Origin of the sequence: Butyrivibrio sp. WCE2006, assembly GCF_000701985.1 — a bacterium.
In the GTDB taxonomy this organism is placed as follows: domain Bacteria; phylum Bacillota; class Clostridia; order Lachnospirales; family Lachnospiraceae; genus Butyrivibrio.
This window is the reverse complement of sequence record NZ_JNKH01000035.1, coordinates 1-21,569: the sequence shown is the minus strand read 5'-3', so window position 1 is coordinate 21,569 and position 21,569 is coordinate 1. Positions and strand designations below refer to the sequence as shown.

Genomic DNA, 21,569 nt, shown 5'->3' with positions numbered 1-21,569 from the left:
ATTTTTAAATTCCTGTAACGAAACAATCATAATTTGCATTAACTTAATGAAAACTAAGGAAAGGAGGTGAGGAGTTGCAGTCCATGGACGAAATCTATCAGCGTTATGCGAAGAACGTCTATCATTTCTTGCTGGCGCGCACGGGTAATGCTGATCTGGCGGAAGAACTGACCCAAGAGACTTTTTATCAGGCAATACGAAGCATCGATCACTATGATGGTAGCTGTAAAATATCGACCTGGCTGTGCGGCATAGCCAAAAACGTACTTCTCACCTATCAGAGAAAACATCCAGTGTTGGCGGAAATCGAGGGAGAGGTAGCATCTGAGCTTCAGGCGGACTCGGCTGAGCATGATGCAATCAGTCAGATTTCAAGGATTGAACTATTGAGAAAGCTACATGAACTTGAAGATCCCTACCGCGAAGTTATGTATCTGAGAGCTCTTGGTGGACTGTCATTTAGGGAAATCGGAGAGGTACAGGGGAAGAGTGAAAACTGGGCTCGTGTCACCTTCTATCGTGCAAAAGAAAAACTGAGAAAGGAAGAAATATGATGAACAATATAGAATGCGAAGTGATACAGGATTTGTTTCCTTCTTATATTGATGGTCTTACATGCGAGAAGACTAATGTGGCGATTGAAGAGCATTTGACCGGTTGTGAGAAATGCAGAAGCGTGCTGGCTGCTATGAAAGAAACGTCTTCAGAGATATTGGAAATGTCGCCTGAAGATAAAAAGGAAATTGATTTTTTAAGGAAAAATAAAAAAATAAACTTCAGAATTATCATAGGAAGTGTAGTTGGAGCATTTCTTCTTGTCCTTTTTATTATAACATTAGGCTGTTTTGTGGTAGGTACTAAGAACGATACCAATTGGATGGCTATGCATCTTAATGTTGAGGATAACGAGTTGGATTTTTTAGCGGTGCCGTTTGGTAGTGGTAATGCTGTTGCTTCGCTCAACTATACCGAGGAAGCTGGTGTTGTTATGATGCATGCCCGAACTGTTTTGGTAAGTCCATTTCACAAGGGGAATTTGGAAGGGCGGTACGTTGCTTCCGAAACCATTACAGAAGTGCGCATCGGAAACAGGATTGTCTGGTCTGAAGGAGCTCCGGTGACGTCTTTTGCATCAGATCTTTATGCCACAAGACACAGTTATATTGGTGCTATGTCCGATAACAATCGTACCGCCTTGGCCTTGAATATGGGAACATCTCTTGGAGCATTTACAAATGAACTTGAAACTTCATGTGAACCATATGGGTGGAAGATAATTCTATCAGAGGATGTTTCTTCGGATAAGCTTGCACAGAAGGAGCAGGATATGGAGGCCTTTGGATATGTGATTTTAGGGCTGATTGAGAATCTTGATCATGTGACATACGTTTATCACAGTGAAGGGGTTGAAAAAATGCTTACGATTACTGCGGAAGATGCAAGTACGTTTTTGGGAGAAGATATCAAGAAATGTAGTAAACATATACGCACTTTGGATACACTTCTTCAGAAAACCGGACTCATACGCGCTGTCTTCTGACATTCATTATAATAGGTGCCTTTTGTGACCAAAGGCTCTTATAAATGGTGCATGCTCACTCAACTTAGTGAACATGCACTTTGCTATTTTTCTATTCCGTTTACAATTTTCAATATCTCATCTTTGGTAACAGGCCCTGATATGAAAAGTGCATATCCATCAAGCTCCGTTACGAGGAGGCTGTAGTTCTCTTTAGAATAATAGCGAGCTTCATGGCCTCTGAAGTCCAGGATTTCCAGCTGGGTGTTTTCCGTATCCACATAATTGTTTCCACCTGGAAGCTCAATGTCTATACTCAGATAATAACCATCAGCATCAAGATAGCTGAAAGATATTAAGGAATCGGCCTTATCGATATGGTCGAAGCTAAAGCGCTCAGGCACGTAAGTAATCCTGTAATCTTCTAAATTGTTGACAGAGATGGCGGTATTATCAAATCTGATAAGGCTATATTCTTTAAAGGTTTCAATGAACCATTTTGTTACCGCTTCCCTGAACTCAGCATTTACGCTATATGCCGTGCCAAATGAGATAATGCCGACTATGAATATTGCAGCGGCTGTTTTAGTAAATATCCTTACAATGTTGAAAGTATTGCGAGTAGTTGCGGTTTCTTTTGACAGATTGGATATTATAGTTTTACATGCAGATGTAAGGGAATCTTCTGAAATGCGTTCATCGGAGGCAAGTTCCATTTCCCTGGCAAGAATTTTTTCAAAGAATTTAAGGCGCTCACCTGCATCTGATATACCATAAAGAATCTCTATGCTTTCCGGAGTTAATCCAAAAGTATAGGTTCCTAATATAAGATACTGTCCGGACTGCGGAAGAGAGCATATGAAATCTGCAAGCCTTGATGTATCTTTCCTGGCAAGCCTTTTTTCAAGAACACCGCTTTCCCATTCATTTAGCTCCGGGGAGAGGAGATGAATCATATTCTCTTTTACTGTTCCGGATAATAATTCTTCAAAAGTCGTATTCATCAGAATTTTCCTCATACTGCTTTCGTAGTTTACCTATAATGCGCTGACCTTTCTTTTTGGCTGCTTCTTCAGATATTGACAGCATCCGTGCTATTTCAGAGTATTTCATCTCATAGGTATAGCGCAGCTCAAGAAGAACCTTTTCATCGGAGCTTAAGACCTCAATCATTTTCAAAAGGGATTTGCTTTTTTCTTTATCCAGCATCTGGTGCTCCGGTCCCTGTATGGATGAATCCATTTTGCTTAGTGCTTCATCAGAATCAGGAATGATCCTGCTGCTTTTTCTCAGCACGTCGTATGAACAGTTCTTCACTATAGTAACGCAGAATGCTTTCATTTCGGGACAGGTTAAATGGGAAATTTTTAAAATATTGAGTGATATTTTTAGAAGTGCAGAGCTTACAGCTTCTTCAGCATCAGCTTTGGATCCGGTTATCTTCATCGCAACTCTTAGAAAATCCTGGTAGTTCTCTTTATAGATTTTTTCAACAAGATTTCTCTGATCCTCTTCAAGAACAGAAAGTATGAGTAATAGCATGTTTTGGCTTCCCCGTATCAATATGGGAATATGATAACACAATAGCTGTTTTGTAGGAAAAGTTTTATGGCTTCTCACCGTTATTTTATTTTACAGATGATCAGAGTTTTCATACAATTATAAGGGGGATACTTAAAAGGGGAAGTAAGTGGGTATGAAACGAGTATTGTTATGGATTTTACGTGGCATTTTTCTGTTAATCTTGATATTTGTAGGTCTTATAGCATTGGACTATCTTTTTGCTCCATCCTGGTTAACTGATAAAGCGGCATTCTCTATTCTTATTTTTGCAGCAATAATCCACTGCGGGATAGGAATAATTAGAATCAGAAGAAATAATAAATCTACAGTGAATGTGTCTGGGCGTCCTGAAACCAATAACATGCGCAAAAATTGCCAAGAAGCTGTTAAAAAGCAAAGCTCTACGAGAAAGCCTGCTTTAACTTTTACATTGATTGTATTACTTCTGGTTGGGCTAGGGTTTGGCGGCTATAATTTTTTAAATCAAGATACTCATAGAGATGTTCCGGAAAATGTAATTGAGTTCGGTGAAAAATATCCGGAAGCAAGAGAATACGTCCAAAATTTCACGGAATACATTGATAAAGATTTAGCTATGGATGTCACAGCGGAAATGGCTGCATCTGATATTCCACTTTTTATTCAGTGGGACAAGCGATGGGGATATAAAAACTATGGAGCAAACTATGTAGGCGTTGCCGGTTGCGGGCCTACTTGTTTAGCTATGGTGGCATGCGGCCTTAAGAATAATTCGGGGCTTAATCCATTCGTTGTTGCAACTTATGCGTCAAATGAAGGTTTTTACACATATGGTGAAGGCACATCCTGGTCTATAATGACAGAAGGTGCCAAACACTATGGATTAAATGTAGTTACCGGCGATGTTTCCTCGGATTACATCTTGTCTAATTTATCCTGTGAGGCGCCAATGATCTGTTCAATGTCACCCGGAGATTTTACTAAGACAGGTCATTTTATTGTGCTAACTGGCATTGATGCAGACGGAAAAATAATAGTGAACGATCCTAACAGCCCTAAAAATAGTAGTAAGCATTGGGATGTTGATTCTTTGGTATCACAAATGAAAAATGTATGGAAATATAGCAATGCTTAGGATAGTTTTGATGTCTAATTGATTCTGATTCAGTTGCCTGACTATTCATTTTTATCATCACCAAAAAGATCATAATTTGCCACTGACTTCCGGTGTTCTTCATCAACTGCTGCATAGTGCTTTACTGTGGTATTCACATCCTTGTGGCCAAGGACGTCTGCAACCATGTATATATCACCGGATGAATTGTAAAGAGTGGTTCCAAAGGTTCGTCGGAGTTTGTGGGGATGAACGCGGTCTGTAAGTTTTGCGCCATCTCCGTATTTTTTAAGCATATCCTCAATGCTTCTAACGGAAAGTCTGTTGTTCTTAAGTGATATGAAAAGAGCTTCTTCTTTTGGATCCTGTGCCAGCAGGGGACGCTCATTTTTTATATAATCACGGAGCGTGTTGCGGATTTTTTCATTTATATAAAGAATTGCTTCCTTACCGCCTTTTCTAACAATTCTGATGGTATTATCCTCAAAATTCACATCATTTAGATCGAGTCCGGCACATTCTGACACGCGAAGCCCCAGATTTAAAAGAAGTATTACAATTGCAAGATCACGTTTTGCTGTGTTTTGGGACCTTGCAGAGCTTCTTTTTGTTGATGTTTTGGTTTCTTCAACAGCCTTAATAAGCCTTTTTGCTTCATCAACATCAAGGCGTTTTATGTCATTTTCCTCATATTTCTGGTTTTTATCTGCTTTAAGCGTGGGATTTTCTGCAATATATTCCTTATCAGCCATATATCCGAAGAAATTCCGGAGAGTTGCCATTTTACGGGCAAGCGTCCGATTGCTGACCATATGCCCGGAGTCAGATTCATTAAGAACCATAAATTCCTGAAATTCATTTATGTCTTCGTAATTGAGTGCATCAAGAATTTCCAGGGAAATATCCTTAATTTCCAGAGATCTGCAGCGCGGATTCCGTACTTTAAGAAATTCAAAGAATAAAAGAACATCCTTTGCATACGCAAGCGCTGTGTTTATCTGATATTTGCGGACACATGATTCTATAAATTTATGTGTATATATTGGAAGCTGCTTTTTGATTTCCGTGATTCTTGCAAGTTTATCCTTGCGTAATTCAGCATAATATCTGGAATCTTTCCCCATTTCATACCTCCGAAGCCGCAAAAACATACGATTTTTGCAGGAGCTTTCTGTTATTTCCATTATACCACATAAAATTGATATTTTACGCGGTATAAGAAAGCTGCTTTAAATTTCACTATGCACAACGCAAAACAAGGACGCTTTCACGCCCTTGTCTTCACCCTTAGTAGACTCACCTCTCAGGGCTTAGGTTCTTATTATCATTCAGCTAAGCTTTCAAATTGTGTACTAGGTTCGTACACAATGTTAATCCTAGAATTATAAATTCTTGTAAAACTCAACAGCCGCCTGGAGCTCACTTTCATCCGGGTACCCCTTTTGGATCCCACCCGCAATCTTGAAAGGACCAAAACTGTCATGGCCAAGGCACTGATATCTGCCTATTTCACGATATTCCGTTAATGGTTGTCGTGTCAATCAGGGCTCTTCCTTTTCCTTACAATGAAGCCTGTATGCTTCAATAAAGTGAATTGCTGAGCAGAAAAGCCATATTCCTGCCAAAAGTGGCTTGCCAGATACGAGATAAATGATTCCGCTCATTCCAAAAACTATTCCCATAACTAATGTTGATCTTGATGTTAATTTCATCGCTTTTAATCTCCTTTTTCTTCAAGTAATAGCTGTGTCAGTAGAAAGAGATTATCCTGCTTAATTGAACAGCCCTGCATATCCAAAAGGATATCCGGATACTCCTCTTTTATATTCCTTAGATGCTAAAGCCTCTGATCTCTGAATTATCTGTAAAAGGCTTAAAACCAACAGGTTCACTTGATTCATAATAATCATTTGCCGAGTAACTGTTTTCTTTCTCATAGTAACCTGTGGTCTTTGCACCCTCCGGTGCATCATCCATTACTATAGCAAGGATGATATAAGGAAGGATTCCTATGCCTGTAGTAAATAAGAGAACCAAATAGATAACTCTTATAATCGTAGGGTCAATCCCAAAATACTCGCCCAAGCCACCGCATACGCCACAAACTTTCTGATCTGCACTTTTTCTAAGTCTTCTTTCTCTCATAACCTTTCCCTACCTCTGTATGACATTCCACTAGGCTCGAAAGAACCTCGCCAAGTGGCCTGCACATCGCTTCCTTTGAAGCAACTCATTGTTTATGAGATTATTCTAGGATTTTCTGCCCTTCTGATAAATGTTCATTTAGGCAAAAACGGCATAGCTATTTTTCTTTTAGAGCATTTTTTTGGTCATATCCTTCCAGTGGTAATTTCCATAATAAGCAAGCCCTCTCGCAAAGATAACGGCCTGCCCTGCCCAAATGATATTTACGATTCCTCGTATCCCTCTTTTTTACTAGTAGCGCCCTTAACGTAGAAAACTATCGTGGATATAAGTGCTACGACTGCCGAGGCAGCTGCACATGTCCCCACACCCACATTTCGGTTCATGGCCTTAACCAACGCAGCTAGAAAACCTGCAAGAAATATCACGGTAAATAGTGCCACCGCTGATAAAACTTTTTTCATTTGCCTTACTTAACCTCGTCCTTAGTTTCATCTTTTTTTACTACAACAAGCTTGCATCCAAGACCAAAAGCTGCCACAGCTCCTGCAATAAGTGCCCAAGGAGCAGCTGCAAATCCAAGGATTCCTCCAACAATACCTACATTAACAGGTACGCTGAACACGATCTCATCATCCTTAAGGATCTGGACCCTGTCTGCATTACCTTCAGCAACAACAGCCTTAACCTTATCAATGAGCTTCTGCACATCTGCTTTAAGCGCGCAAACCACAAAAAGAAGGCCCCATCTGACCTTCTTTACATTCCATATATAGTACAGTGATTTTTTAATTCGAATTTTCTTATGGCTATCACTACGGTTGGATGATACATTTATAAGCAAAGGAGACTAATCATAATTCATCATGCAAACTGTAGGAGGAATATGGCTATGAATGAAAACATTGTAAAACGAAATGATCTTTTGTCCACAAAAATCATCGAAGGACTTAAATCCAGAAACATGTCCGGTTATTATGCAAAAACTAAGGAAGAAGCTCTGGGGTTGGCCCTAAAACTTATACCTAAGGGAAGCAGTGTGACCATGGGCGGAGCAATGAGCGCTCATGAAATCGGTCTTGTTGACGCTCTGCAGACTCCCGACTACAACTTCATCGACAGGGATAAGGCAGAAGATAAACGTGCTGCCATGTTGGCTGCATATGACGCTGATGTTTTTTTATCCAGTGCAAATGCCATGACAGATGACGGTATTATTATAAATATTGATGGGAATGCGAACAGAGTATCAGCAATAGCTCAGGGTCCCAAAAAAGTAATCTTCATCGTCGGCATGAACAAGGTTTGTCCTGATGTTGACAGCGCCATGAAAAGAGCACGAAATGTAGCTGCACCTATAAACGCCCAGAGATTTGGTCTTGCAACTCCTTGCGCTAAAACAGGAAAGTGCATGGATTGCAAATCTCCCGATACCATCTGTTGTCAATTCCTCATGACCAGATATTCAAAACATGAAGGCAGAATCCACGTAATCCTTGTAGATGAGAACCTGGGATTCTAATTTTTAGCCTGCAGGCGTAGTTTCCTTAAATTACTTTGGAACTCTTTCTCATTAAATAAAAATGCAGAAATGTGAGTCTTGCTTATACAGCTATAATCAGCATTAATCACAAAACGAGTCGATAGGGTCGACTCGTTTTGTGCAAGATGTAACATGCAATAATAATATACCTGCTCATGGCGGCTACTGATCTATTACATTTTCATTTTTATTTTCAATCAATCCTCTTCTTTGATTCTGCCCAAGTTTTTTACTGGATGCTATTGCGATAAAAAGAATTATTATGTCATCTATAGGACAGGCAGATACCAGATCTACCGGAGACAATAAATATACTCCCAAGAGAATTGCAAGAAGTATTTTAAGTCCCTTGTTCATCTTTATTCCCCATCTCTTTCTTAAATACTAAATCCTATGATCTTAGAATCATCTGAAATAGCTTAAGACCAACAGGTTCACTTGTTTCATAATAATCATTTGCCGAGTAACTGTTTTCTTCTTTATTGTAACCTGTGGTCTTTGATCTTTCAGGTGCATCGTCCATCACAATAGTATGCTTACTCTTAACCCTCTTTAAGACACGAATAATAATGCCACAGCTGATATTTACTTAACCTCGTCCTTTGTTCCGTCCTTTTTTACAACAACGAGCTTGCATCCAAGGCCAAATGCTGCTGCAGCACCTGCAATAAGTGCCCAAGGCGCTGCTGTAATACCAAGAATGCCACCGACAATACCTACATTAACCGGCACACTCAATACTATCTCATCATCCTTAAGAATCTGTACTCTGTCTGCATTTCCTTCAGCAACAACTGCCTTAACCTTATCAATGAGCTTCTGCACATCCTCTTCAAGTTCACAAGCCTTTGGCTGAAGCTCCTTTATAGCCTTTTCTGCATCACCATCTGCATTTAAAAGCGCTTCTTTTGCAGTAGAATAATCAACTCCTGCCTCATTCATTACTTTTTCAATAGCTTCTAATGTGATATTCATAATATTCTTCCTCCTCTTAATAAACTATATGACAAATTGCTACGCCAGCTATATTACATAGCCTGTAAATAACTATCATTACAAGACCAATAGCCGCTATTTTCTTTAAAAGGACCTCTTCCTTTGAGCCCCTGCTAAGAAAATCTGTAATCTGGGCATTAACTGTTTCCATCATGTTTAAACTCCTTAAGCCTCCTTAACCAATAGCCCAACAATCATTGCAACTACCAGTACAGGAAGTGCTATGTAAATTAGACCATAGGCTACCATTGCAATTAAAATGAATGGAAGGAACACAAGGAAAAAGGCTACCTTGATTAAGCTCCAGGAAAACCTAAAAGCAAATCCTATGAGCTTTCCTACAAAACCAAATATACAAATCATAAAAAGCATTGTCAGTAACATGATCATCACCATCCTTCTATATGTTCCAACAACTGTTTCCTGTCTATAGTCATATTGTAAGCAAAAAGATGAAGCAGTTACATATCAGGTAGCGCAAAAAACACATCTATATTTTTCATCCTTTGCATCTTATGTCAAAAATCCATGGAAAAAAGCGAAGAGTACTTCTTCAATGATTCTGTTAAGTCACTCTTTTTCTCAATAACGATGTTTATGTCCGGCTGAAGACTTTTTAACTTATCCTCCAGTACCTCGACTACTGCATCTTCCTTGTCATGCCATATGACTATAAAGAATATGCACATATTTATGAAATATTTACAAAGAAATTGCAGAAATAATTTTTTTCTAAATAATGCACAAGAAAATATTAAAGAAAATTTCGCAAAAACAGTATCAGATTATCTTTTATTACAATGCGTTTCCTGAACACACAGTAAGTGATAATATTAAATTATCACTTGGGGGCGTATGCATTTTTCTAAAACATCTCCACAGTAAGGAGGATCAAGTAGAAAATGAGCAGAAATCACGAAGTAACAACAAACCATCCATTACTTGGAAGTGATGGAAATCTCGTAGAGCCAGGTTGGTCGCGAAGTCTTGTCCAGGAATACGACAGATCCATGATCAAGGCTCCAAAATGGAGAATCAAGGAATGGGATTATTACCTTGTACTGTCTGATTCTTTTGCCGGAGCATTCACTATTTCCGACGATGGATACATCGGTCTTCAGTCCGTATCACTTCTTGTCTTTGACGATAAGCCCTGGGAACATACAGAGACGGTATTGAATGCATTTCCAATGGGAAAACTGTCCCTCCCATCTTCTTCAACAACTGGTATAACCAAGTATTCTGACAACCGCCTTCAGATGAAATTCGAAGTAAATGAGGGAAAAAGGCGAATTACATGCCATTTTGACAACTTCTATACGGGCAAACCCTTTGAATGTGACATATCTCTTAATCAGCCTGACATGGATTCCATGGTGATAGCTACTCCCTGGAATAAAAACCATGCATTTTACTATAATCAAAAGGTAAATACCATGAGAGCATCCGGCTACATGGAATACGCCGGTCAGCGATATGAATTTAATCCAAAAACAGATTTCGGCACCCTTGATTGGGGAAGAGGCGTATGGACTTACGACAACACATGGTACTGGGGATCTGGTAATATCGACATTGACGGAAATTCCTTTGGCTTTAATATCGGGTATGGCTTTGGTAACACCAAAGCCGCTACTGAAAACGTCCTTTTCTACAACGGAAAAGTGCATAAACTCGATGATATTACTTTTCATTTACCGGAAAAAAGCTATCTTGAACCCTGGAAATTCACTTCATCAGATAAAAGATTCGAGATGGATTTTGTCCCTGTCCTGGACAGATCCGCATGCCTCGACTACAAGCTTATCGTATCTGACCAGCATCAGGTCTTCGGAAAAATGAGTGGAACTGCAGTCCTTGATGATGGCACTAAAATATCTGTGAAAGATATGATGTGCTTTGCAGAAAAAGTACATAACCGATATTAAAAATCTCTTTTTGAGGTTTATCGAGTTACCCTTGGACCATCTTCTGAATCCATATTACAAAAAACTGTTTTTTAACATAATCTGCAAATTGTGGTAAAAAATGTTGACTCTCACGTTCCGTCAGGGTCTAAGATTACCTATATCAAGAGACAGGAGGATCACAAGCATGAAAACAGTAAAGGAAGTTTCGAAGATCACGGGTATCTCTGTGCGCACGCTTCACTACTACGATGAAATCGGACTTTTCAAGCCAACCGAAGTAACTGAGGCAGGATACAGGCTTTATGACGATAAGGCTATTGAAAAACTGGGACAAATTCTCGTTTTCCGTGAACTTGAACTGACTCTTGCTGATATAAAGCTCATTATGGACAACCCTGATCTTGATAGCAACACAATTCTGGCAAAACAGCGTGATATGCTGCGTCTGAAAAAGCAGCGGATCGAGCGCATAATCGCCAGCATAGATGATATGTTGAAAGGGGATCTTGATATGGACTTTGCGGTATTTGATGAGACGGAAATGCGCGAAATGTTTACGGATATGCTTCAGAACATGAATGAGTCACAGAAGCAGATTTTTATTGATCATTATGGGAGTATGGAGGCATGGGAAAAGCACATGCTGGACAGTACCTCCAATGAGAAGGTTCAGAAGAACTTTGCGAAGATGGTTGAATGGTACGGAGACAAGGATACAGTAAAGGAGACTGTGAAGAACCAGCCCAAATCAGAGGTGTTTGCTTCATATCAAAAGAGAATGGATAACATCCAGCGAAGAATCGCTGACAAGAACGGAACGGATGTTAATTCATTTGAAGTCCGTCAACTGATAGGCGAGTACGATTTTGTTGCAAAGCAGCTCTACCAGGTAAAGGACGCCAAAGCGCTTCTGCTTGATATGGCTAAGGGGTATCAGGAAAACGAAGCACTTGCAAAGGGAGTGGATTCCGTCTACGGTGACGGAGCAGCAAATTACATTGGGAAAGCGATTGAAGCTTTTTATGGTTCAGAAAGATAAAGAATGATGTAAAAGCAGACCATTATCACAATACTAAGTGATGTTGGTCTGCCTTAGAGAATGTCAAGTTAAGTGTGTAAGTTTTTAAATTTTATATATTTTTCTCAGGATCCTGCAAGCACAATTCTGTTTTTATTGCAAATAAAAAAGTTATCTTAAAAACTCAACTATCATTTTCTTAGCAGGTATTTGCCTGTAAGTATGTTTTTTTCGCAGGCACTCATATGATACCATTCACAGATGCCGCAGATTTCTTTCATTTTTTCATGAGTCATCTTTTCATGGACTTTTGTTATAAGGTCCTGATAATCATAGGTCTTTTCTTCAAGGTCAAGGAGGGATACTGCTCTCTTATCAAATATGAGCACCTTTTCATCATCAGCGCATATTCCTTCGCCTCTTTTTCTTGGGCAGAATCTGCATATATCGTCCGTGGAAAAAACTATCCGGACTTTGAGATCGGGATCTGTCCTCATTCTGTCTGTTATCAGTGTCATGTTAAGAACAAATTTTTCATCGTAACCTTTTCCACTGTAGCCCTGCGTACACAAAAGATGGTGCGGGCGTAGTTTTATGATTTTATCGTCATTTGTCATTTATATTTTTCTTCTTTCTTGAATTTTTAAAGTGCCATTTCTTAAGGATTTCTTTATTTCCGGAGTAAATTCAGAAAGCTCATCCATTGTGATTACTTTGTATCACATCCGAGAGGTTTTTCCTAAAGAGCTTCCTGTCTTTTTCGCTTATTGTCATTTGTGTATATCTCCAGTCATTCCTAAGCTGATTGATGCATTGGCTCTTTTTTGAAACAGCTAATATCGATTTTATAGCCGGTAATTTTAATTTACAAGATGATGTTTCAGACAAAAGGATGAACAAACCTTTTTTAGACAAAAATCATGTTGACACATTATTTTTTGACAATTATAATCGAGACTAATTATTTTCAGAAAAATAATAATATTTGGAGGAGCAAATTATGGAAAAAAGAGAACAAATCGTAAAGGGCTTTTACGCACATTATGCGGAGGAGAACAGACTGGATGGTTCAAAACAGGGTAAGATCGAGTACATCACTACCATGCATTACATCCACAAATACTTAAACGATGGCCAAAAAGTAGCTGAAATAGGTGCAGGCACAGGCAGACTTTCAATTGAACTTGCTAAGGAAGGCTTTGATGTCACAGCAGTTGAATACTCTGATTCCAATTTTGACAAACTCCAAAAAAATGCTGAAGGAATTCCAAACATTAAGACTTTTCATGGAGATGCAGTGCGGCTGGACATGCTGGATGACGAGAGCTTTGACATGACAATGCTCTTTGGTCCAATGTACCATCTTTACACACAGGAGGAGCAGCTTGCGGCTCTTAGAGAAGCAAAGCGTATAACAAAGAAGAGCGGAATTATCCTTATAGCATTCCTATCTGTATATGCAATCATGAACAACAACTATGTGTGCAGCCAGTGTGGAAGCTTCATTGATGGTTTTAATGAAAACTTCACAGAAAACCTCAAGAACAGGCACTTTGCCGAGCAGCTTTTCACAGGTTTTGATATAGTTGAATTTGAACAGCTCCTTGCAAAGGCGCCCCTGGAGATTAAAACTATAGTTGCAACAGATGGCATTCTTGAGCTTGCTGAGGGCCGAAAAGACTTTGGTCTTGAGGGTGAGAACTTCGAAAAGTATGTGAAGTACCATCTTGCCTTTTGTGAAAAGCGAGAGCTCCTTGGAAGCTCCAGCCACCTTCTTGCTGTGTGCAGAAATCAATGATTTAAAGATTAGTATCGCCGGAAATCCGTATAAATACTGATTTCCGGCTTAAGTATTTTATTTGACATAATCCAACTAATGTCAACTCCCCATCACTTAAAGATAATGGGTAGTTGACTATCGATCCTTCCCGGATGATAAAAAGCAACTCCTAAATCAGTCGATAGTATCATCGTTTAATTCAGGCTCTTCATCATTTTCCTGCCTTTTTACAGCGTGGTTTCTGATGCTCTCCTGAATTTTACTCTTAACATGCTTTTTTGCCTTCTTTTTAATAATATGGATAACTATCCCTATTATTACAGGTAAAAGAACTATGGCACCAACCTTTATTCCAAGCTTTATCTTAAGCCACATTAGCTCTTTCTTTTTCTTTTCAATAGCTTTGCTGATCTTACCCATGAACACCTCCATCTGTGTGATTGGTATATTAATCCATAGCATATTTGGTTCTGATTAAAAGGAAGTTCCTGTCCTCCCCGGGAATATATTGAGTTTTCGCTGCAGCCCGGAAGTAAGCTCAACCGAATCACCGGTCACATCAAAAGGCCATGTCCTGACAAGCGCCATATCGGAATTAAAACTCGAACACTCATAATCTCCCTCAACAAGGTATTGTGGAAAGAAGTTCATATGTAAATCTGCTGTCCTGTAATCCGTTGTTTGAGAGGATCCGTCCTTACTTCCGAGATCAAGCAGGAGAAGATTCATTTTAACATCTGCAACCCTTACTGATCCTGCTTCGTAAGGCATTTCTGTCTCTTTTGCAACAAGTTCCTGGAGCTGGCTCGAATTGATTTCTCCATCCTTATCAATGACAGTAAATGCTCTCCACTCCCCATCCTGCCAGAAATATACTGTTGTATCCCATGCAAACGGTCCGCCAGTTCCGAACGTAAAATGGACTATCTCTATCTCATCAAAATTTCTGCATGCAATATCCTGAAACTGGATCACCTCTCCCTCAATGGGACTAGCAGAATAATCATCCGTCGTAAATGTCCCTTTACGGGTAAACTCAAAGACATAATGCTGCCCTTCACGCTTTATCACGTCCGGTTTATGATCACCATCAAGATCCCTGTCCTTATATTCAAGAATCACATCCCCGATATCACCTTCGTAATCATGGTATTTTCCGCCATCGAAAAGAGTGATTGAATATTTTGTCACTGCATCTTCAATACACATACGGTTTGTCGGCATTATAAACTCATCAGCCAGGCTTACCCAGTCGAGCCCCCATCAATTCTCAAGTTTTATTACATACATCTGCAACATTTCATCATAAGTCTGACTATAGAATTCTTCTTTCAACAATCCACCACAGTTCTTTATTACTCCCACTGAAGCAAGGTTCTCCTTATCACAAGAAACCAATACTTCCCGAATTCCTATTTTATTACATACTTTGAGCCCTTCAGTGAGCATGTCTGTTCCATAGCCATTTCTTCTTTCGGTCGGTCTAACAGAATAGCCTATATGACCACCTTCTTTACGAAGGAAATCATTTAAGGCAAGGCGAATGTTGATCATCCCGATGATCCTGTTATCTGTTTCTCTAACATAGAAATATGTCAGACCAGGCACCTTCGTTTCCTGCAGATTAGCTATATCCATAGCTCCAATAAGTCTGTCCAACCACTTTTCATATGTAGATTCTTTTAAAAACCAGTCAAGTGCTCCGCTTCCATTTATTTCTGATCCGTATTCATAGAACTCATTTATATACTCAATTGCCTTATCTTTATAGGCTAAAGTAGGAAATACTAATTTCATCCCTTCACGCATAATTTCATCCTTGTGTCTTTGCTCCTGATCACTCCGCCTCTTCTCTAACAAACTCAAAAGATTTTCCACCATCTTTTGAAGCATAAATGCCTACGGTATATGCTCCGTCAAGTGCTTCACTATGATGATCTCCATCGGGCCCCTGACCAACCTTCAGGTAGATAGTATCCTTCTCTTCCCAAGCTTCTTCCAGCATTACAAAGGGATTATAATACTCTCCCGTCGGAAGCTCTATTTTAGGGGAAGGAAGAATTACCTCCCTAAAGCTTTTTCCTCCGTCGAATGTTTCGAACAGCATACCCTCACTGCCACCTGAGTATGATAACGCAGCAAAGCCGGTATCCCCATCATCCAGGAATGAAATAAACCTTGCCTCTCCTCCGTGCTGGTTGAAAGGGTCCTGATTTATGAGCTCTGCGGTGTCAGGATTTCCTTTTTCATTAAATTCCAAAAGAACGTAAAAACTGCTTCCCAAAGCGCGGTCTATGGGCACAAGAGCATACTCTCTCCCATCAGAAAAATCATATGCCACTTCATAATCATATGTGGCCCACTGTTTTATTACATCGTCAGTTATCTCATCAGTAGCTTCAATCTCATCGGCAGATTCAGTATCAGCAGAATCAATGGGCATTGCTCCTCCGAACGCACTATATTCATAATTTAAGTAACGTTCTATACTGGTATACAGGTTATTGTAAAAGCCTGTCCTGTCTTCAGAATAGTTATCCAGTCTGAGCATATTATTAAAATATAATCGCACATTGCCATAACCCGGAGTAGCGGCTGTAAAGCCGGTTGCGTCATACATTGTCTTCGCTTTGTTGTACGGAAGCCGCTCAAAGCAGTTGTCAAGCCACTCGCATATATCATCACAATAGGGATTTATGTCCAGAGCACCGGGACCGTTCATAGATATAACCGGTATATATACAATGTCTGAAGGATCTTCTCCTTTTTTTACATCCCATTCTACGCTTCTGTTAAACCTCTCTGGGAAAAGTTCTTCAGTCACAGCCTTAAATACTTCCTGAGGATAACTGTCATGCATGGCCAGACCAGTATCCGCGTGAAAATCAATACCATCAGCTCTGATGGCATACCCATCTTTATCTTTGATTACCTTATCAACCCTATGAATGTCATACCGATCCTTTAAGATATCCTCAATTTCTTCATTGGTATAGCCTGAAAAAGAATCCCGACCATCGTAGAATATCTCGACTTCCCGATCTGGTTGTTCGCTACCCATAAAAGTTATTACAGCACCATACTTCATCCATTCCACGGAATAATTGTCCGGTCTAAACTGCCCTCCATCATCGGCTATATCCTCACAAAATGTCTCTATGATCTTGCCACCGTCCTTAACCGTTACTTTGGCATGAGAATAACCAAAAGGCCAGTCAGCTTCTCCAACCGATTGAAAAAGGATGCTGTATCTCCCATCTGGAGACTCTTCGAGCCCGACTTTAGTAATCTTCCATGACATTTCGTATTTTATCATCAACAAAAATATTATCAGGATTCCTGCAAGCGTGCATACTATCGTAAGAGCAACCCTGATCGCTTTTTTTATCATTATTTTTTCCTCTATTAAACCCACTGCTCCTTGGCGAATGATCACGGGAACTGCAATGAAGAACGAAATCAAAAAATATCTATATAAGTTTCCACCAAATCCGGTGTCAATGATCTCGTTTCTAAATACACGTTTCTCCACTACAAACCGCGATTTTTCTTTCTCATTTATCCTGGATTAAAAATAGTCGGAAACTACCTTTGTACCTTAATAAGTTCCATTTCATCATTCATTTTCACAAAACCATACTTCTCATACATTGCAATGGCGTCCTTGTTCTCTGCCAAGTTTATCCTTTATAGAAATCCTCTATCTTTGGTATCCCACAAAAATAGACGGATCAGGAAAAGCGCTCCTCTTATACAAAGCTCTGAGCACATGGCGATCCACGCTCCCTTAAGTCCGTATTTTGAACCAAGAATATATGCCAAAGGAATTCTGACCACCCAAACGCTAAGAAGGTTAAGAACACTTGATAAAAGCGTCTCTCCTGCTCCCCTGAATACACCGGCAGCTACAATTGATGCTCCGTATAAAGGCTCAGCAAATGCTTCTATCCTTAGTATCTGGGTTCCAAGTTTCCTGATTTCTGTATCAGGGGACAAAATTCCTATCATGAATGGTGCAAATACCCACATGAGAGCTCCGCTGATACCCATGATAATCATCCCCAATATGACTGCCATCCAGCCAAGCCTTTTCCCGAGGTTTTTTCTCCTTGCTCCGATACACTGCCCTACTATCGTCGTTGCAGCTACTCCTATTCCATAGCCCGGCATATAGCATAGGCCTTCTGCTGTTATCGAGAATGAATTTGCAGCAACGGAAACCGTTCCAAATGGTGAAACAATACGGGTAAATGCAACATAGGCAAATCCCATGATGATATTGTCAATAGCCACGGGGACCGCTATTTTTAAAGCTGCAATAAGTTCATTTTCTACAAATCCTTTTAATCCGACAGGTTTCTTTTCCCTTCTTCTGACAATGCTAAGTGAATATGATCTTACAAGTAGTATGTACAACATGACCGTTGCGATTATTACAAAGGAAAAAGCTGTTCCAAGTGCAGCTCCCATTACCCCATAATGAGGAATAAGAAGTGCATTAAAAAAGACATCCAGCGCACACATTATAACATTCAGTATACTTGGAACACGGATATTTCCACTTGACTGGATCATTCCCTGTGATGCAAACAGCATCTCCCTTGCAGGAATTGACAGGGCAAAAATAAGGAAATATGCCGTTGCGTCCTTTTTTATGGCAGCTTCTCCTCCCATCCATGCAGGAAGCTTTGAACTTACCATGACTCCTATTACCATGATGAGTAAGCTAAAAAGCAGACAACAAAGAAGTCCCCATCTTACAATTACACGAGCGCCTTCTTCATCTTTTGCACCTATCCTGTGAGCTACACATACTGAAAAGCCCATTGCTGCAGCTGTCAGTATACCTCCAATAAGCCATGTACTGCTCGACACAAGTCCTATGGAAGCTGAAGCATTTGCCCCAAGATGCCCAACCATGGATGCATCTATGTATTGCATAATTATTGATGATATCTGAGCCAGAATAGCCGGGAAACTCAGTCTCAATATAAGTATTATTTCTTCTTTTGTAGTTAATTTCTGGCCATTCCTTATGACCGATAACGAATCTCTCAAATTATCTCCTAAACAACGGTAATATAAATTATAAAACAGTTTTTTCCTTTCAAAGCGATATTATGTTGCATCCGTGTTACCCAGTATAAATTTGTAAACGGGCACTACTTCTATTATATGGTCACCTTTAACTATTATTCGTTCTTCCTCATTGGTCACTATGATAAGGCGTTGTATACCTTCTGTTTTTTCAGCAAAAGATATGAGACTTTTAGTTTCTCTGTCTTCTGCTGTTTCCAAACTATATGCAACCTGAATAGCACAGTTTTCTTCGGGAAGGTAGAAATCAATATCTATTCCTGTTTGTGAGGATTTGAAATAGTAAACCTCTTCGCCAAACCTGCGCTTTAAATACACTGCTACTGCATTTTCCAAAAGCGCAGATGGTTTATCTATCAGGAACAATGACAAAAGGCCATTATCGTAAAAATAGAATCTTGGAGTACTCTCTTTTTCTGCAAACTTAGAGACATAATTCCTGTTTCTAAACAGAAGATATGCATTTTCTGCATAAGAAGTATAATCTATCATGGAGTCTGTTGATGTCTTGATTCCGGTTGCCTTTACATTTCCCGCCAGTGTATTAAAAGAAATCTCATGCATTACTGTCTCGGCTATTTTCTTTATCATGAGTCTGAGAGCCATCTTATTATTTACTTTTTCACGTTCTATAATATCGCCAAGGAGAACCTTCTCATAGACACTCTTAATATATTCTCTTTTGTTTGATAAAAGCTGTGCTTCAGGAAAACCGCCACTCGAAATATACTCCTGGCATCCTCTACGAACCTTTGCAACTTTAGAGGTCATCAAAAGTGCCTTATCATCATGTGATATCTCCTTATAATCAAGAGACTCTCTAAGAGAAAAAGGCATGATCATTTTGGACAGATATCTGCCTCCAAGAACTTTTTCCATCTCAGAGCTAAGCATTTTCGCGTTACTTCCGGTTATATACACATGTTTTTTCTGATCTGCCATTCTCCTGGCAAAATGTTCCCATCCATCTATGATCTGGATTTCATCGAAGAAATAGTATATTTCTTTGGCATCTGTAAGCTCATAGGCAGTCTCGACTATGTCATTAAAGTCATCCTTAGTGAACCCCAAAAGCCTGTCATCCTCGAAATTAAGATAAACTATTTGAGACCAGTCACACCCTGCTTCAACAAGTTCTCTGGCAATCTTATATAAAAGGGTCGATTTTCCAGCTCTTCTAAGTCCCACCAAAATATAATTGACATTTTTTTCGAAATCATAGTCACGGCCTATAATCTCAGCATTTTGTATTAACTCAATCTGCTCTAAAATAACATGCTTCAAGATATTGTGATTCATAGCGGCCTCCACCTATCATGTTTAAACGATACTCTACGTTTATTTTATCGTGTCCACACGACGAAATCAACCGTATTTATCTCATGGTTAAGATAACTTCCTACTCTTTTTGGTCATTCGTAGTGCAAGTTTTGGTTTTACATCATCATTAGGTCTTGTTCAATAAAATTGTTTGCAACTCTTACCAGCTGATAGTAAAATATCTATAGGCATTTCAATGGGTGGGGTATTTTAATGTATGAAAGGAGATTTCAAATGTCTAAGTATGATGTATTGGGAAGTCCGTACAAGATCGGGAATTTAGAAATCAAGAACAGATTCGCTGTAATTCCCATGACTATGGGAGGATTGTCCTATGATGAGGAGGGTGGCTTCAGCGACAACCTCATCAATTATTTTGAGCTCAGAGCAAAAGGAGGTTTTGGCAAGGGGCAAATCCAATATTCAAAGCTATAAATAATCTCACGCTTAGCACAACAGTGCACAGCGCTGTATGAACAGACACCCTTAACTCTATTTTATAAGGAAATATTCTCAAAATCTGTTTTTCTGGTTTTAGATAGAACTCTATTTTGATATAGATATATTTAATATATATCTATATTTTATATATTATTAGTGCATTTTACCATCATGGCCTACTGCCCCACTCCCCTATGAAATCGGGCCCTGGAGACATTAAACCGCAATATCATCCATAGCCCGATTTTAAAATTATTTAATTTTCTGTCCATCTGAAAAGGCATTTCCTACCTTCTCACCAATTCCAATATAAGCATTGTTAAATGGATCAAATGCTATAGGCTTCAGCTTTTTCATATCTACCTTGCCATCTGTAATCACACTGTCATCAGCACTTACGTTTACTATCTCTCCAACAAGGATTCCATCAGAAAAGCTCTTAACTTTACATTCCAATGCCAGTGGAAGCTCGTCAATAAGCGGGGCATCCACAAATTCACTCTTTGTTGCATGGAAACCTGCTTTTTCAAACTTATCCGGAACCTTCCTTCCAGATTCTATGCCTACATAATCACACGCAACTACCTGATCTTCAGTAGCCATGCTTACAGTAAAAGCACCTCTTTTAGTAAAATTATCAGTTGTCTTGTGCTCTGAAAGGCTGATAGAGATCTCATTAAAATCTGTTGTGATCCCCCATGCTGCATTCATAGCATTAGGTACACCATTTTCATCATATGTTCCGATGATAAGGACCGGCTGCGGATACATAAGGGGCTTTGCCCCAAAGTTTGTTCTGCTCATTCTGTATCTCCTCGTATAATATTTTTAGATACATTAAATGTACCTTGATAACTTAATAAATATTTGTTCAATAGGCTTAGTTAAGCCCATGATATAATTGTCCCCGTGTCAATCAGGTAATAGTTCTATTATCTCCTGTTGAACCAGAAATGGTTGCTTCAATTAAAAGTCTGTTCCCCTGACATGGAAGTTAGCTTCAAACCGGCTGGCTGTTTGCTTAAGTGCATGGACGACCATCTAGCAGTGTGGTTTCGCATCTGTCCATCTTAAGCTGGATTCTTATATGCGAGGGTGTCGATGCTCCATGATCATGGGTTTTACCAAGCCGATTGAACACTTT

General features: G+C 39.5%; 30 protein-coding genes. 8 read left to right on the top strand and 22 right to left on the bottom strand.

The features are described from left to right. Positions 1-83 precede the first annotated feature (83 nt). Both T501_RS15750 and T501_RS15745 read left to right on the top strand, forming a co-directional pair. The gene (locus T501_RS15750; protein ID WP_330377084.1) at positions 84-554 is read left to right on the top strand and encodes an RNA polymerase sigma factor; all 471 of its coding nucleotides are present in this window, start codon (positions 84-86) and stop codon (positions 552-554) included. Further along, positions 551-1,540, top strand: a complete 990-nt coding sequence (locus T501_RS15745; RefSeq protein ID WP_044915967.1) for a DUF4825 domain-containing protein — start codon at positions 551-553, stop codon at positions 1,538-1,540. The genes T501_RS15750 and T501_RS15745 overlap by 4 nt, the downstream gene beginning before the upstream one ends. An 83-nt stretch (positions 1,541-1,623) precedes the next feature. On the opposite strand, the gene T501_RS15740 is transcribed toward T501_RS15745, so the two are convergent. Together T501_RS15740 and T501_RS15735 are read right to left on the bottom strand one after the other, a co-directional pair. Next, positions 1,624-2,523, bottom strand: coding sequence for a DUF4367 domain-containing protein (locus T501_RS15740; RefSeq protein WP_044915966.1), 900 nt, complete (start codon positions 2,521-2,523; stop codon positions 1,624-1,626). Continuing rightward, positions 2,507-3,061 carry an RNA polymerase sigma factor gene (locus T501_RS15735; protein WP_044915964.1) on the bottom strand — a complete coding sequence of 185 codons (555 nt, stop codon included), beginning with the start codon at positions 3,059-3,061 and terminating at the stop codon, positions 2,507-2,509. The genes T501_RS15740 and T501_RS15735 overlap by 17 nt, the downstream gene beginning before the upstream one ends. Positions 3,062-3,215: 154 nt before the next feature. On the opposite strand from T501_RS15735, the gene T501_RS15730 reads away from it, so the two are divergent. Next, entirely contained in the window at positions 3,216-4,196 is a 981-nt protein-coding gene (locus T501_RS15730) for a C39 family peptidase (RefSeq protein ID WP_050008353.1), read from the top strand. 41 nt (positions 4,197-4,237) lie between these two features. Here the strand turns inward: T501_RS15730 and T501_RS15725 are convergent, their stop codons facing one another. The 6 genes from T501_RS15725 to T501_RS15710 all read right to left on the bottom strand — a co-directional run bounded on the left by T501_RS15725 (position 4,238) and on the right by T501_RS15710 (position 7,164). After that, positions 4,238-5,299 carry a tyrosine-type recombinase/integrase gene (locus T501_RS15725; RefSeq protein ID WP_044915963.1) on the bottom strand — a complete coding sequence of 354 codons (1,062 nt, stop codon included), beginning with the start codon at positions 5,297-5,299 and terminating at the stop codon, positions 4,238-4,240. A 258-nt stretch (positions 5,300-5,557) separates the two neighbouring features. Next, on the bottom strand, positions 5,558-5,716 hold the full coding sequence (locus T501_RS21515; protein ID WP_155994888.1) for an NADPH-dependent FMN reductase family protein: 159 nt from the start codon (positions 5,714-5,716) through the stop codon (positions 5,558-5,560). Further along, on the bottom strand, positions 5,717-5,887 hold the full coding sequence (locus tag T501_RS21510; protein WP_155831510.1) for a hypothetical protein: 171 nt from the start codon (positions 5,885-5,887) through the stop codon (positions 5,717-5,719). A gap of 118 nt (positions 5,888-6,005) precedes the next feature. Next, positions 6,006-6,320 carry a PspC domain-containing protein gene (locus T501_RS20970; RefSeq protein WP_044915962.1) on the bottom strand — a complete coding sequence of 105 codons (315 nt, stop codon included), beginning with the start codon at positions 6,318-6,320 and terminating at the stop codon, positions 6,006-6,008. A 263-nt stretch (positions 6,321-6,583) separates the two neighbouring features. Then, a complete protein-coding gene (locus T501_RS15715) occupies positions 6,584-6,784 on the bottom strand; it encodes a hypothetical protein (protein ID WP_026511311.1) in 201 nt (66 codons plus the stop codon). Positions 6,785-6,789: 5 nt separating this feature from the next. Then, on the bottom strand, positions 6,790-7,164 hold the full coding sequence (locus T501_RS15710; RefSeq protein WP_081843205.1) for a DUF4342 domain-containing protein: 375 nt from the start codon (positions 7,162-7,164) through the stop codon (positions 6,790-6,792). Between the two features lie 48 nt (positions 7,165-7,212). Here T501_RS15710 and T501_RS15705 point away from each other — a divergent pair, with 48 nt between their 5' ends. Next, positions 7,213-7,842, top strand: a complete 630-nt coding sequence (locus tag T501_RS15705) for a lactate utilization protein (RefSeq protein ID WP_044915959.1) — start codon at positions 7,213-7,215, stop codon at positions 7,840-7,842. 183 nt (positions 7,843-8,025) lie between these two features. On the opposite strand, the gene T501_RS15700 is transcribed toward T501_RS15705, so the two are convergent. From T501_RS15700 to T501_RS22960, 6 genes are all read right to left on the bottom strand, one after another. Next, complete coding sequence (locus tag T501_RS15700; protein ID WP_044915956.1) at positions 8,026-8,220, bottom strand: hypothetical protein; 195 nt, start codon at positions 8,218-8,220, stop codon at positions 8,026-8,028. Positions 8,221-8,254: 34 nt separating this feature from the next. Further along, positions 8,255-8,389, bottom strand: coding sequence for a hypothetical protein (locus T501_RS22410; RefSeq protein ID WP_255347450.1), 135 nt, complete (start codon positions 8,387-8,389; stop codon positions 8,255-8,257). A gap of 59 nt (positions 8,390-8,448) precedes the next feature. After that, positions 8,449-8,838: a DUF4342 domain-containing protein gene (locus T501_RS15695; RefSeq protein ID WP_026511315.1), complete on the bottom strand. Its 390-nt coding sequence runs from the start codon at positions 8,836-8,838 to the stop codon at positions 8,449-8,451. 16 nt (positions 8,839-8,854) lie between these two features. After that, entirely contained in the window at positions 8,855-9,013 is a 159-nt protein-coding gene (locus tag T501_RS21505; RefSeq protein WP_155994887.1) for a hypothetical protein, read from the bottom strand. 11 nt (positions 9,014-9,024) lie between these two features. Further along, positions 9,025-9,222 carry a hypothetical protein gene (locus T501_RS15690; RefSeq protein ID WP_442856381.1) on the bottom strand — a complete coding sequence of 66 codons (198 nt, stop codon included), beginning with the start codon at positions 9,220-9,222 and terminating at the stop codon, positions 9,025-9,027. 155 nt (positions 9,223-9,377) lie between these two features. Beyond that, entirely contained in the window at positions 9,378-9,548 is a 171-nt protein-coding gene (locus T501_RS22960; protein ID WP_155994886.1) for a hypothetical protein, read from the bottom strand. Positions 9,549-9,761: 213 nt separating this feature from the next. Between T501_RS22960 and T501_RS15685 the strand changes: the two genes are divergently transcribed. Next, positions 9,762-10,787 (top strand): DUF2804 domain-containing protein, encoded by a 1,026-nt coding sequence (locus T501_RS15685; protein ID WP_044915953.1) that lies wholly within the window; start codon positions 9,762-9,764, stop codon positions 10,785-10,787. 166 nt (positions 10,788-10,953) lie between these two features. After that, a complete protein-coding gene (locus T501_RS15680; RefSeq protein WP_044915951.1) occupies positions 10,954-11,808 on the top strand; it encodes a MerR family transcriptional regulator in 855 nt (284 codons plus the stop codon). Positions 11,809-11,978: 170 nt separating this feature from the next. Here the strand turns inward: T501_RS15680 and T501_RS15675 are convergent, their stop codons facing one another. Continuing rightward, positions 11,979-12,404, bottom strand: coding sequence for a DUF1284 domain-containing protein (locus tag T501_RS15675; protein WP_242845544.1), 426 nt, complete (start codon positions 12,402-12,404; stop codon positions 11,979-11,981). 383 nt (positions 12,405-12,787) lie between these two features. Here T501_RS15675 and T501_RS15670 point away from each other — a divergent pair, with 383 nt between their 5' ends. Continuing rightward, the gene (locus T501_RS15670) at positions 12,788-13,585 is read left to right on the top strand and encodes a class I SAM-dependent methyltransferase (protein ID WP_026511320.1); all 798 of its coding nucleotides are present in this window, start codon (positions 12,788-12,790) and stop codon (positions 13,583-13,585) included. 156 nt (positions 13,586-13,741) lie between these two features. Here the strand turns inward: T501_RS15670 and T501_RS15665 are convergent, their stop codons facing one another. The 6 genes from T501_RS15665 to T501_RS15640 all read right to left on the bottom strand — a co-directional run bounded on the left by T501_RS15665 (position 13,742) and on the right by T501_RS15640 (position 19,963). After that, complete coding sequence (locus tag T501_RS15665) at positions 13,742-13,987, bottom strand: hypothetical protein (protein WP_044915949.1); 246 nt, start codon at positions 13,985-13,987, stop codon at positions 13,742-13,744. Between the two features lie 54 nt (positions 13,988-14,041). Continuing rightward, positions 14,042-14,776 (bottom strand): hypothetical protein, encoded by a 735-nt coding sequence (locus T501_RS15660; RefSeq protein WP_155994885.1) that lies wholly within the window; start codon positions 14,774-14,776, stop codon positions 14,042-14,044. A 54-nt stretch (positions 14,777-14,830) separates the two neighbouring features. Then, positions 14,831-15,364 (bottom strand): GNAT family N-acetyltransferase, encoded by a 534-nt coding sequence (locus T501_RS15655; protein WP_044915993.1) that lies wholly within the window; start codon positions 15,362-15,364, stop codon positions 14,831-14,833. Positions 15,365-15,404: 40 nt separating this feature from the next. After that, complete coding sequence (locus T501_RS15650; protein ID WP_044915943.1) at positions 15,405-16,958, bottom strand: hypothetical protein; 1,554 nt, start codon at positions 16,956-16,958, stop codon at positions 15,405-15,407. 296 nt (positions 16,959-17,254) lie between these two features. After that, positions 17,255-18,625, bottom strand: a complete 1,371-nt coding sequence (locus T501_RS15645) for an MATE family efflux transporter (RefSeq protein WP_044915941.1) — start codon at positions 18,623-18,625, stop codon at positions 17,255-17,257. A 60-nt stretch (positions 18,626-18,685) separates the two neighbouring features. Further along, positions 18,686-19,963, bottom strand: coding sequence for an ATP-binding protein (locus tag T501_RS15640; RefSeq protein WP_044915938.1), 1,278 nt, complete (start codon positions 19,961-19,963; stop codon positions 18,686-18,688). A 255-nt stretch (positions 19,964-20,218) separates the two neighbouring features. On the opposite strand from T501_RS15640, the gene T501_RS15635 reads away from it, so the two are divergent. Beyond that, a complete protein-coding gene (locus T501_RS15635; RefSeq protein ID WP_026511326.1) occupies positions 20,219-20,419 on the top strand; it encodes a hypothetical protein in 201 nt (66 codons plus the stop codon). A 258-nt stretch (positions 20,420-20,677) separates the two neighbouring features. Here T501_RS15635 and T501_RS15630 read toward each other — a convergent pair whose 3' ends face one another. Then, the gene (locus T501_RS15630; RefSeq protein WP_026511327.1) at positions 20,678-21,229 is read right to left on the bottom strand and encodes a flavin reductase family protein; all 552 of its coding nucleotides are present in this window, start codon (positions 21,227-21,229) and stop codon (positions 20,678-20,680) included. Between the last annotated feature and the right edge of the window lie 340 nt (positions 21,230-21,569).

What these genes read in the sequence shown, in the direction of transcription:
- T501_RS15635 (WP_026511326.1), top strand. Translation starts at nt 20,219, where the DNA reads ATGTCTAAGTATGATGTATTGGGAAGTCCGTACAAGATCGGGAATTTA.
- T501_RS21505 (WP_155994887.1), bottom strand. Translation starts at nt 9,013, where the DNA reads ATGATGGAAACAGTTAATGCCCAGATTACAGATTTTCTTAGCAGGGGC.
- T501_RS22960 (WP_155994886.1), bottom strand. Translation starts at nt 9,548, where the DNA reads ATGTGCATATTCTTTATAGTCATATGGCATGACAAGGAAGATGCAGTA.
- T501_RS20970 (WP_044915962.1), bottom strand. Translation starts at nt 6,320, where the DNA reads ATGAGAGAAAGAAGACTTAGAAAAAGTGCAGATCAGAAAGTTTGTGGC.
- T501_RS21510 (WP_155831510.1), bottom strand. Translation starts at nt 5,887, where the DNA reads ATGAAATTAACATCAAGATCAACATTAGTTATGGGAATAGTTTTTGGA.
- T501_RS15670 (WP_026511320.1), top strand. Translation starts at nt 12,788, where the DNA reads ATGGAAAAAAGAGAACAAATCGTAAAGGGCTTTTACGCACATTATGCG.
- T501_RS15690 (WP_442856381.1), bottom strand. Translation starts at nt 9,222, where the DNA reads ATGATTTGTATATTTGGTTTTGTAGGAAAGCTCATAGGATTTGCTTTT.
- T501_RS15725 (WP_044915963.1), bottom strand. Translation starts at nt 5,299, where the DNA reads ATGGGGAAAGATTCCAGATATTATGCTGAATTACGCAAGGATAAACTT.
- T501_RS15700 (WP_044915956.1), bottom strand. Translation starts at nt 8,220, where the DNA reads ATGAACAAGGGACTTAAAATACTTCTTGCAATTCTCTTGGGAGTATAT.
- T501_RS15730 (WP_050008353.1), top strand. Translation starts at nt 3,216, where the DNA reads ATGAAACGAGTATTGTTATGGATTTTACGTGGCATTTTTCTGTTAATC.
- T501_RS15655 (WP_044915993.1), bottom strand. Translation starts at nt 15,364, where the DNA reads ATGAAATTAGTATTTCCTACTTTAGCCTATAAAGATAAGGCAATTGAG.
- T501_RS15695 (WP_026511315.1), bottom strand. Translation starts at nt 8,838, where the DNA reads ATGAATATCACATTAGAAGCTATTGAAAAAGTAATGAATGAGGCAGGA.
- T501_RS15735 (WP_044915964.1), bottom strand. Translation starts at nt 3,061, where the DNA reads ATGCTATTACTCATACTTTCTGTTCTTGAAGAGGATCAGAGAAATCTT.
- T501_RS15660 (WP_155994885.1), bottom strand. Translation starts at nt 14,776, where the DNA reads ATGTGTATTGAAGATGCAGTGACAAAATATTCAATCACTCTTTTCGAT.
- T501_RS15665 (WP_044915949.1), bottom strand. Translation starts at nt 13,987, where the DNA reads ATGGGTAAGATCAGCAAAGCTATTGAAAAGAAAAAGAAAGAGCTAATG.
- T501_RS15745 (WP_044915967.1), top strand. Translation starts at nt 551, where the DNA reads ATGATGAACAATATAGAATGCGAAGTGATACAGGATTTGTTTCCTTCT.
- T501_RS15680 (WP_044915951.1), top strand. Translation starts at nt 10,954, where the DNA reads ATGAAAACAGTAAAGGAAGTTTCGAAGATCACGGGTATCTCTGTGCGC.
- T501_RS15640 (WP_044915938.1), bottom strand. Translation starts at nt 19,963, where the DNA reads ATGAATCACAATATCTTGAAGCATGTTATTTTAGAGCAGATTGAGTTA.
- T501_RS15705 (WP_044915959.1), top strand. Translation starts at nt 7,213, where the DNA reads ATGAATGAAAACATTGTAAAACGAAATGATCTTTTGTCCACAAAAATC.
- T501_RS15740 (WP_044915966.1), bottom strand. Translation starts at nt 2,523, where the DNA reads ATGAATACGACTTTTGAAGAATTATTATCCGGAACAGTAAAAGAGAAT.
- T501_RS15675 (WP_242845544.1), bottom strand. Translation starts at nt 12,404, where the DNA reads ATGACAAATGACGATAAAATCATAAAACTACGCCCGCACCATCTTTTG.
- T501_RS15685 (WP_044915953.1), top strand. Translation starts at nt 9,762, where the DNA reads ATGAGCAGAAATCACGAAGTAACAACAAACCATCCATTACTTGGAAGT.
- T501_RS15630 (WP_026511327.1), bottom strand. Translation starts at nt 21,229, where the DNA reads ATGAGCAGAACAAACTTTGGGGCAAAGCCCCTTATGTATCCGCAGCCG.
- T501_RS15750 (WP_330377084.1), top strand. Translation starts at nt 84, where the DNA reads ATGGACGAAATCTATCAGCGTTATGCGAAGAACGTCTATCATTTCTTG.
- T501_RS15650 (WP_044915943.1), bottom strand. Translation starts at nt 16,958, where the DNA reads ATGATAAAAAAAGCGATCAGGGTTGCTCTTACGATAGTATGCACGCTT.
- T501_RS15715 (WP_026511311.1), bottom strand. Translation starts at nt 6,784, where the DNA reads ATGAAAAAAGTTTTATCAGCGGTGGCACTATTTACCGTGATATTTCTT.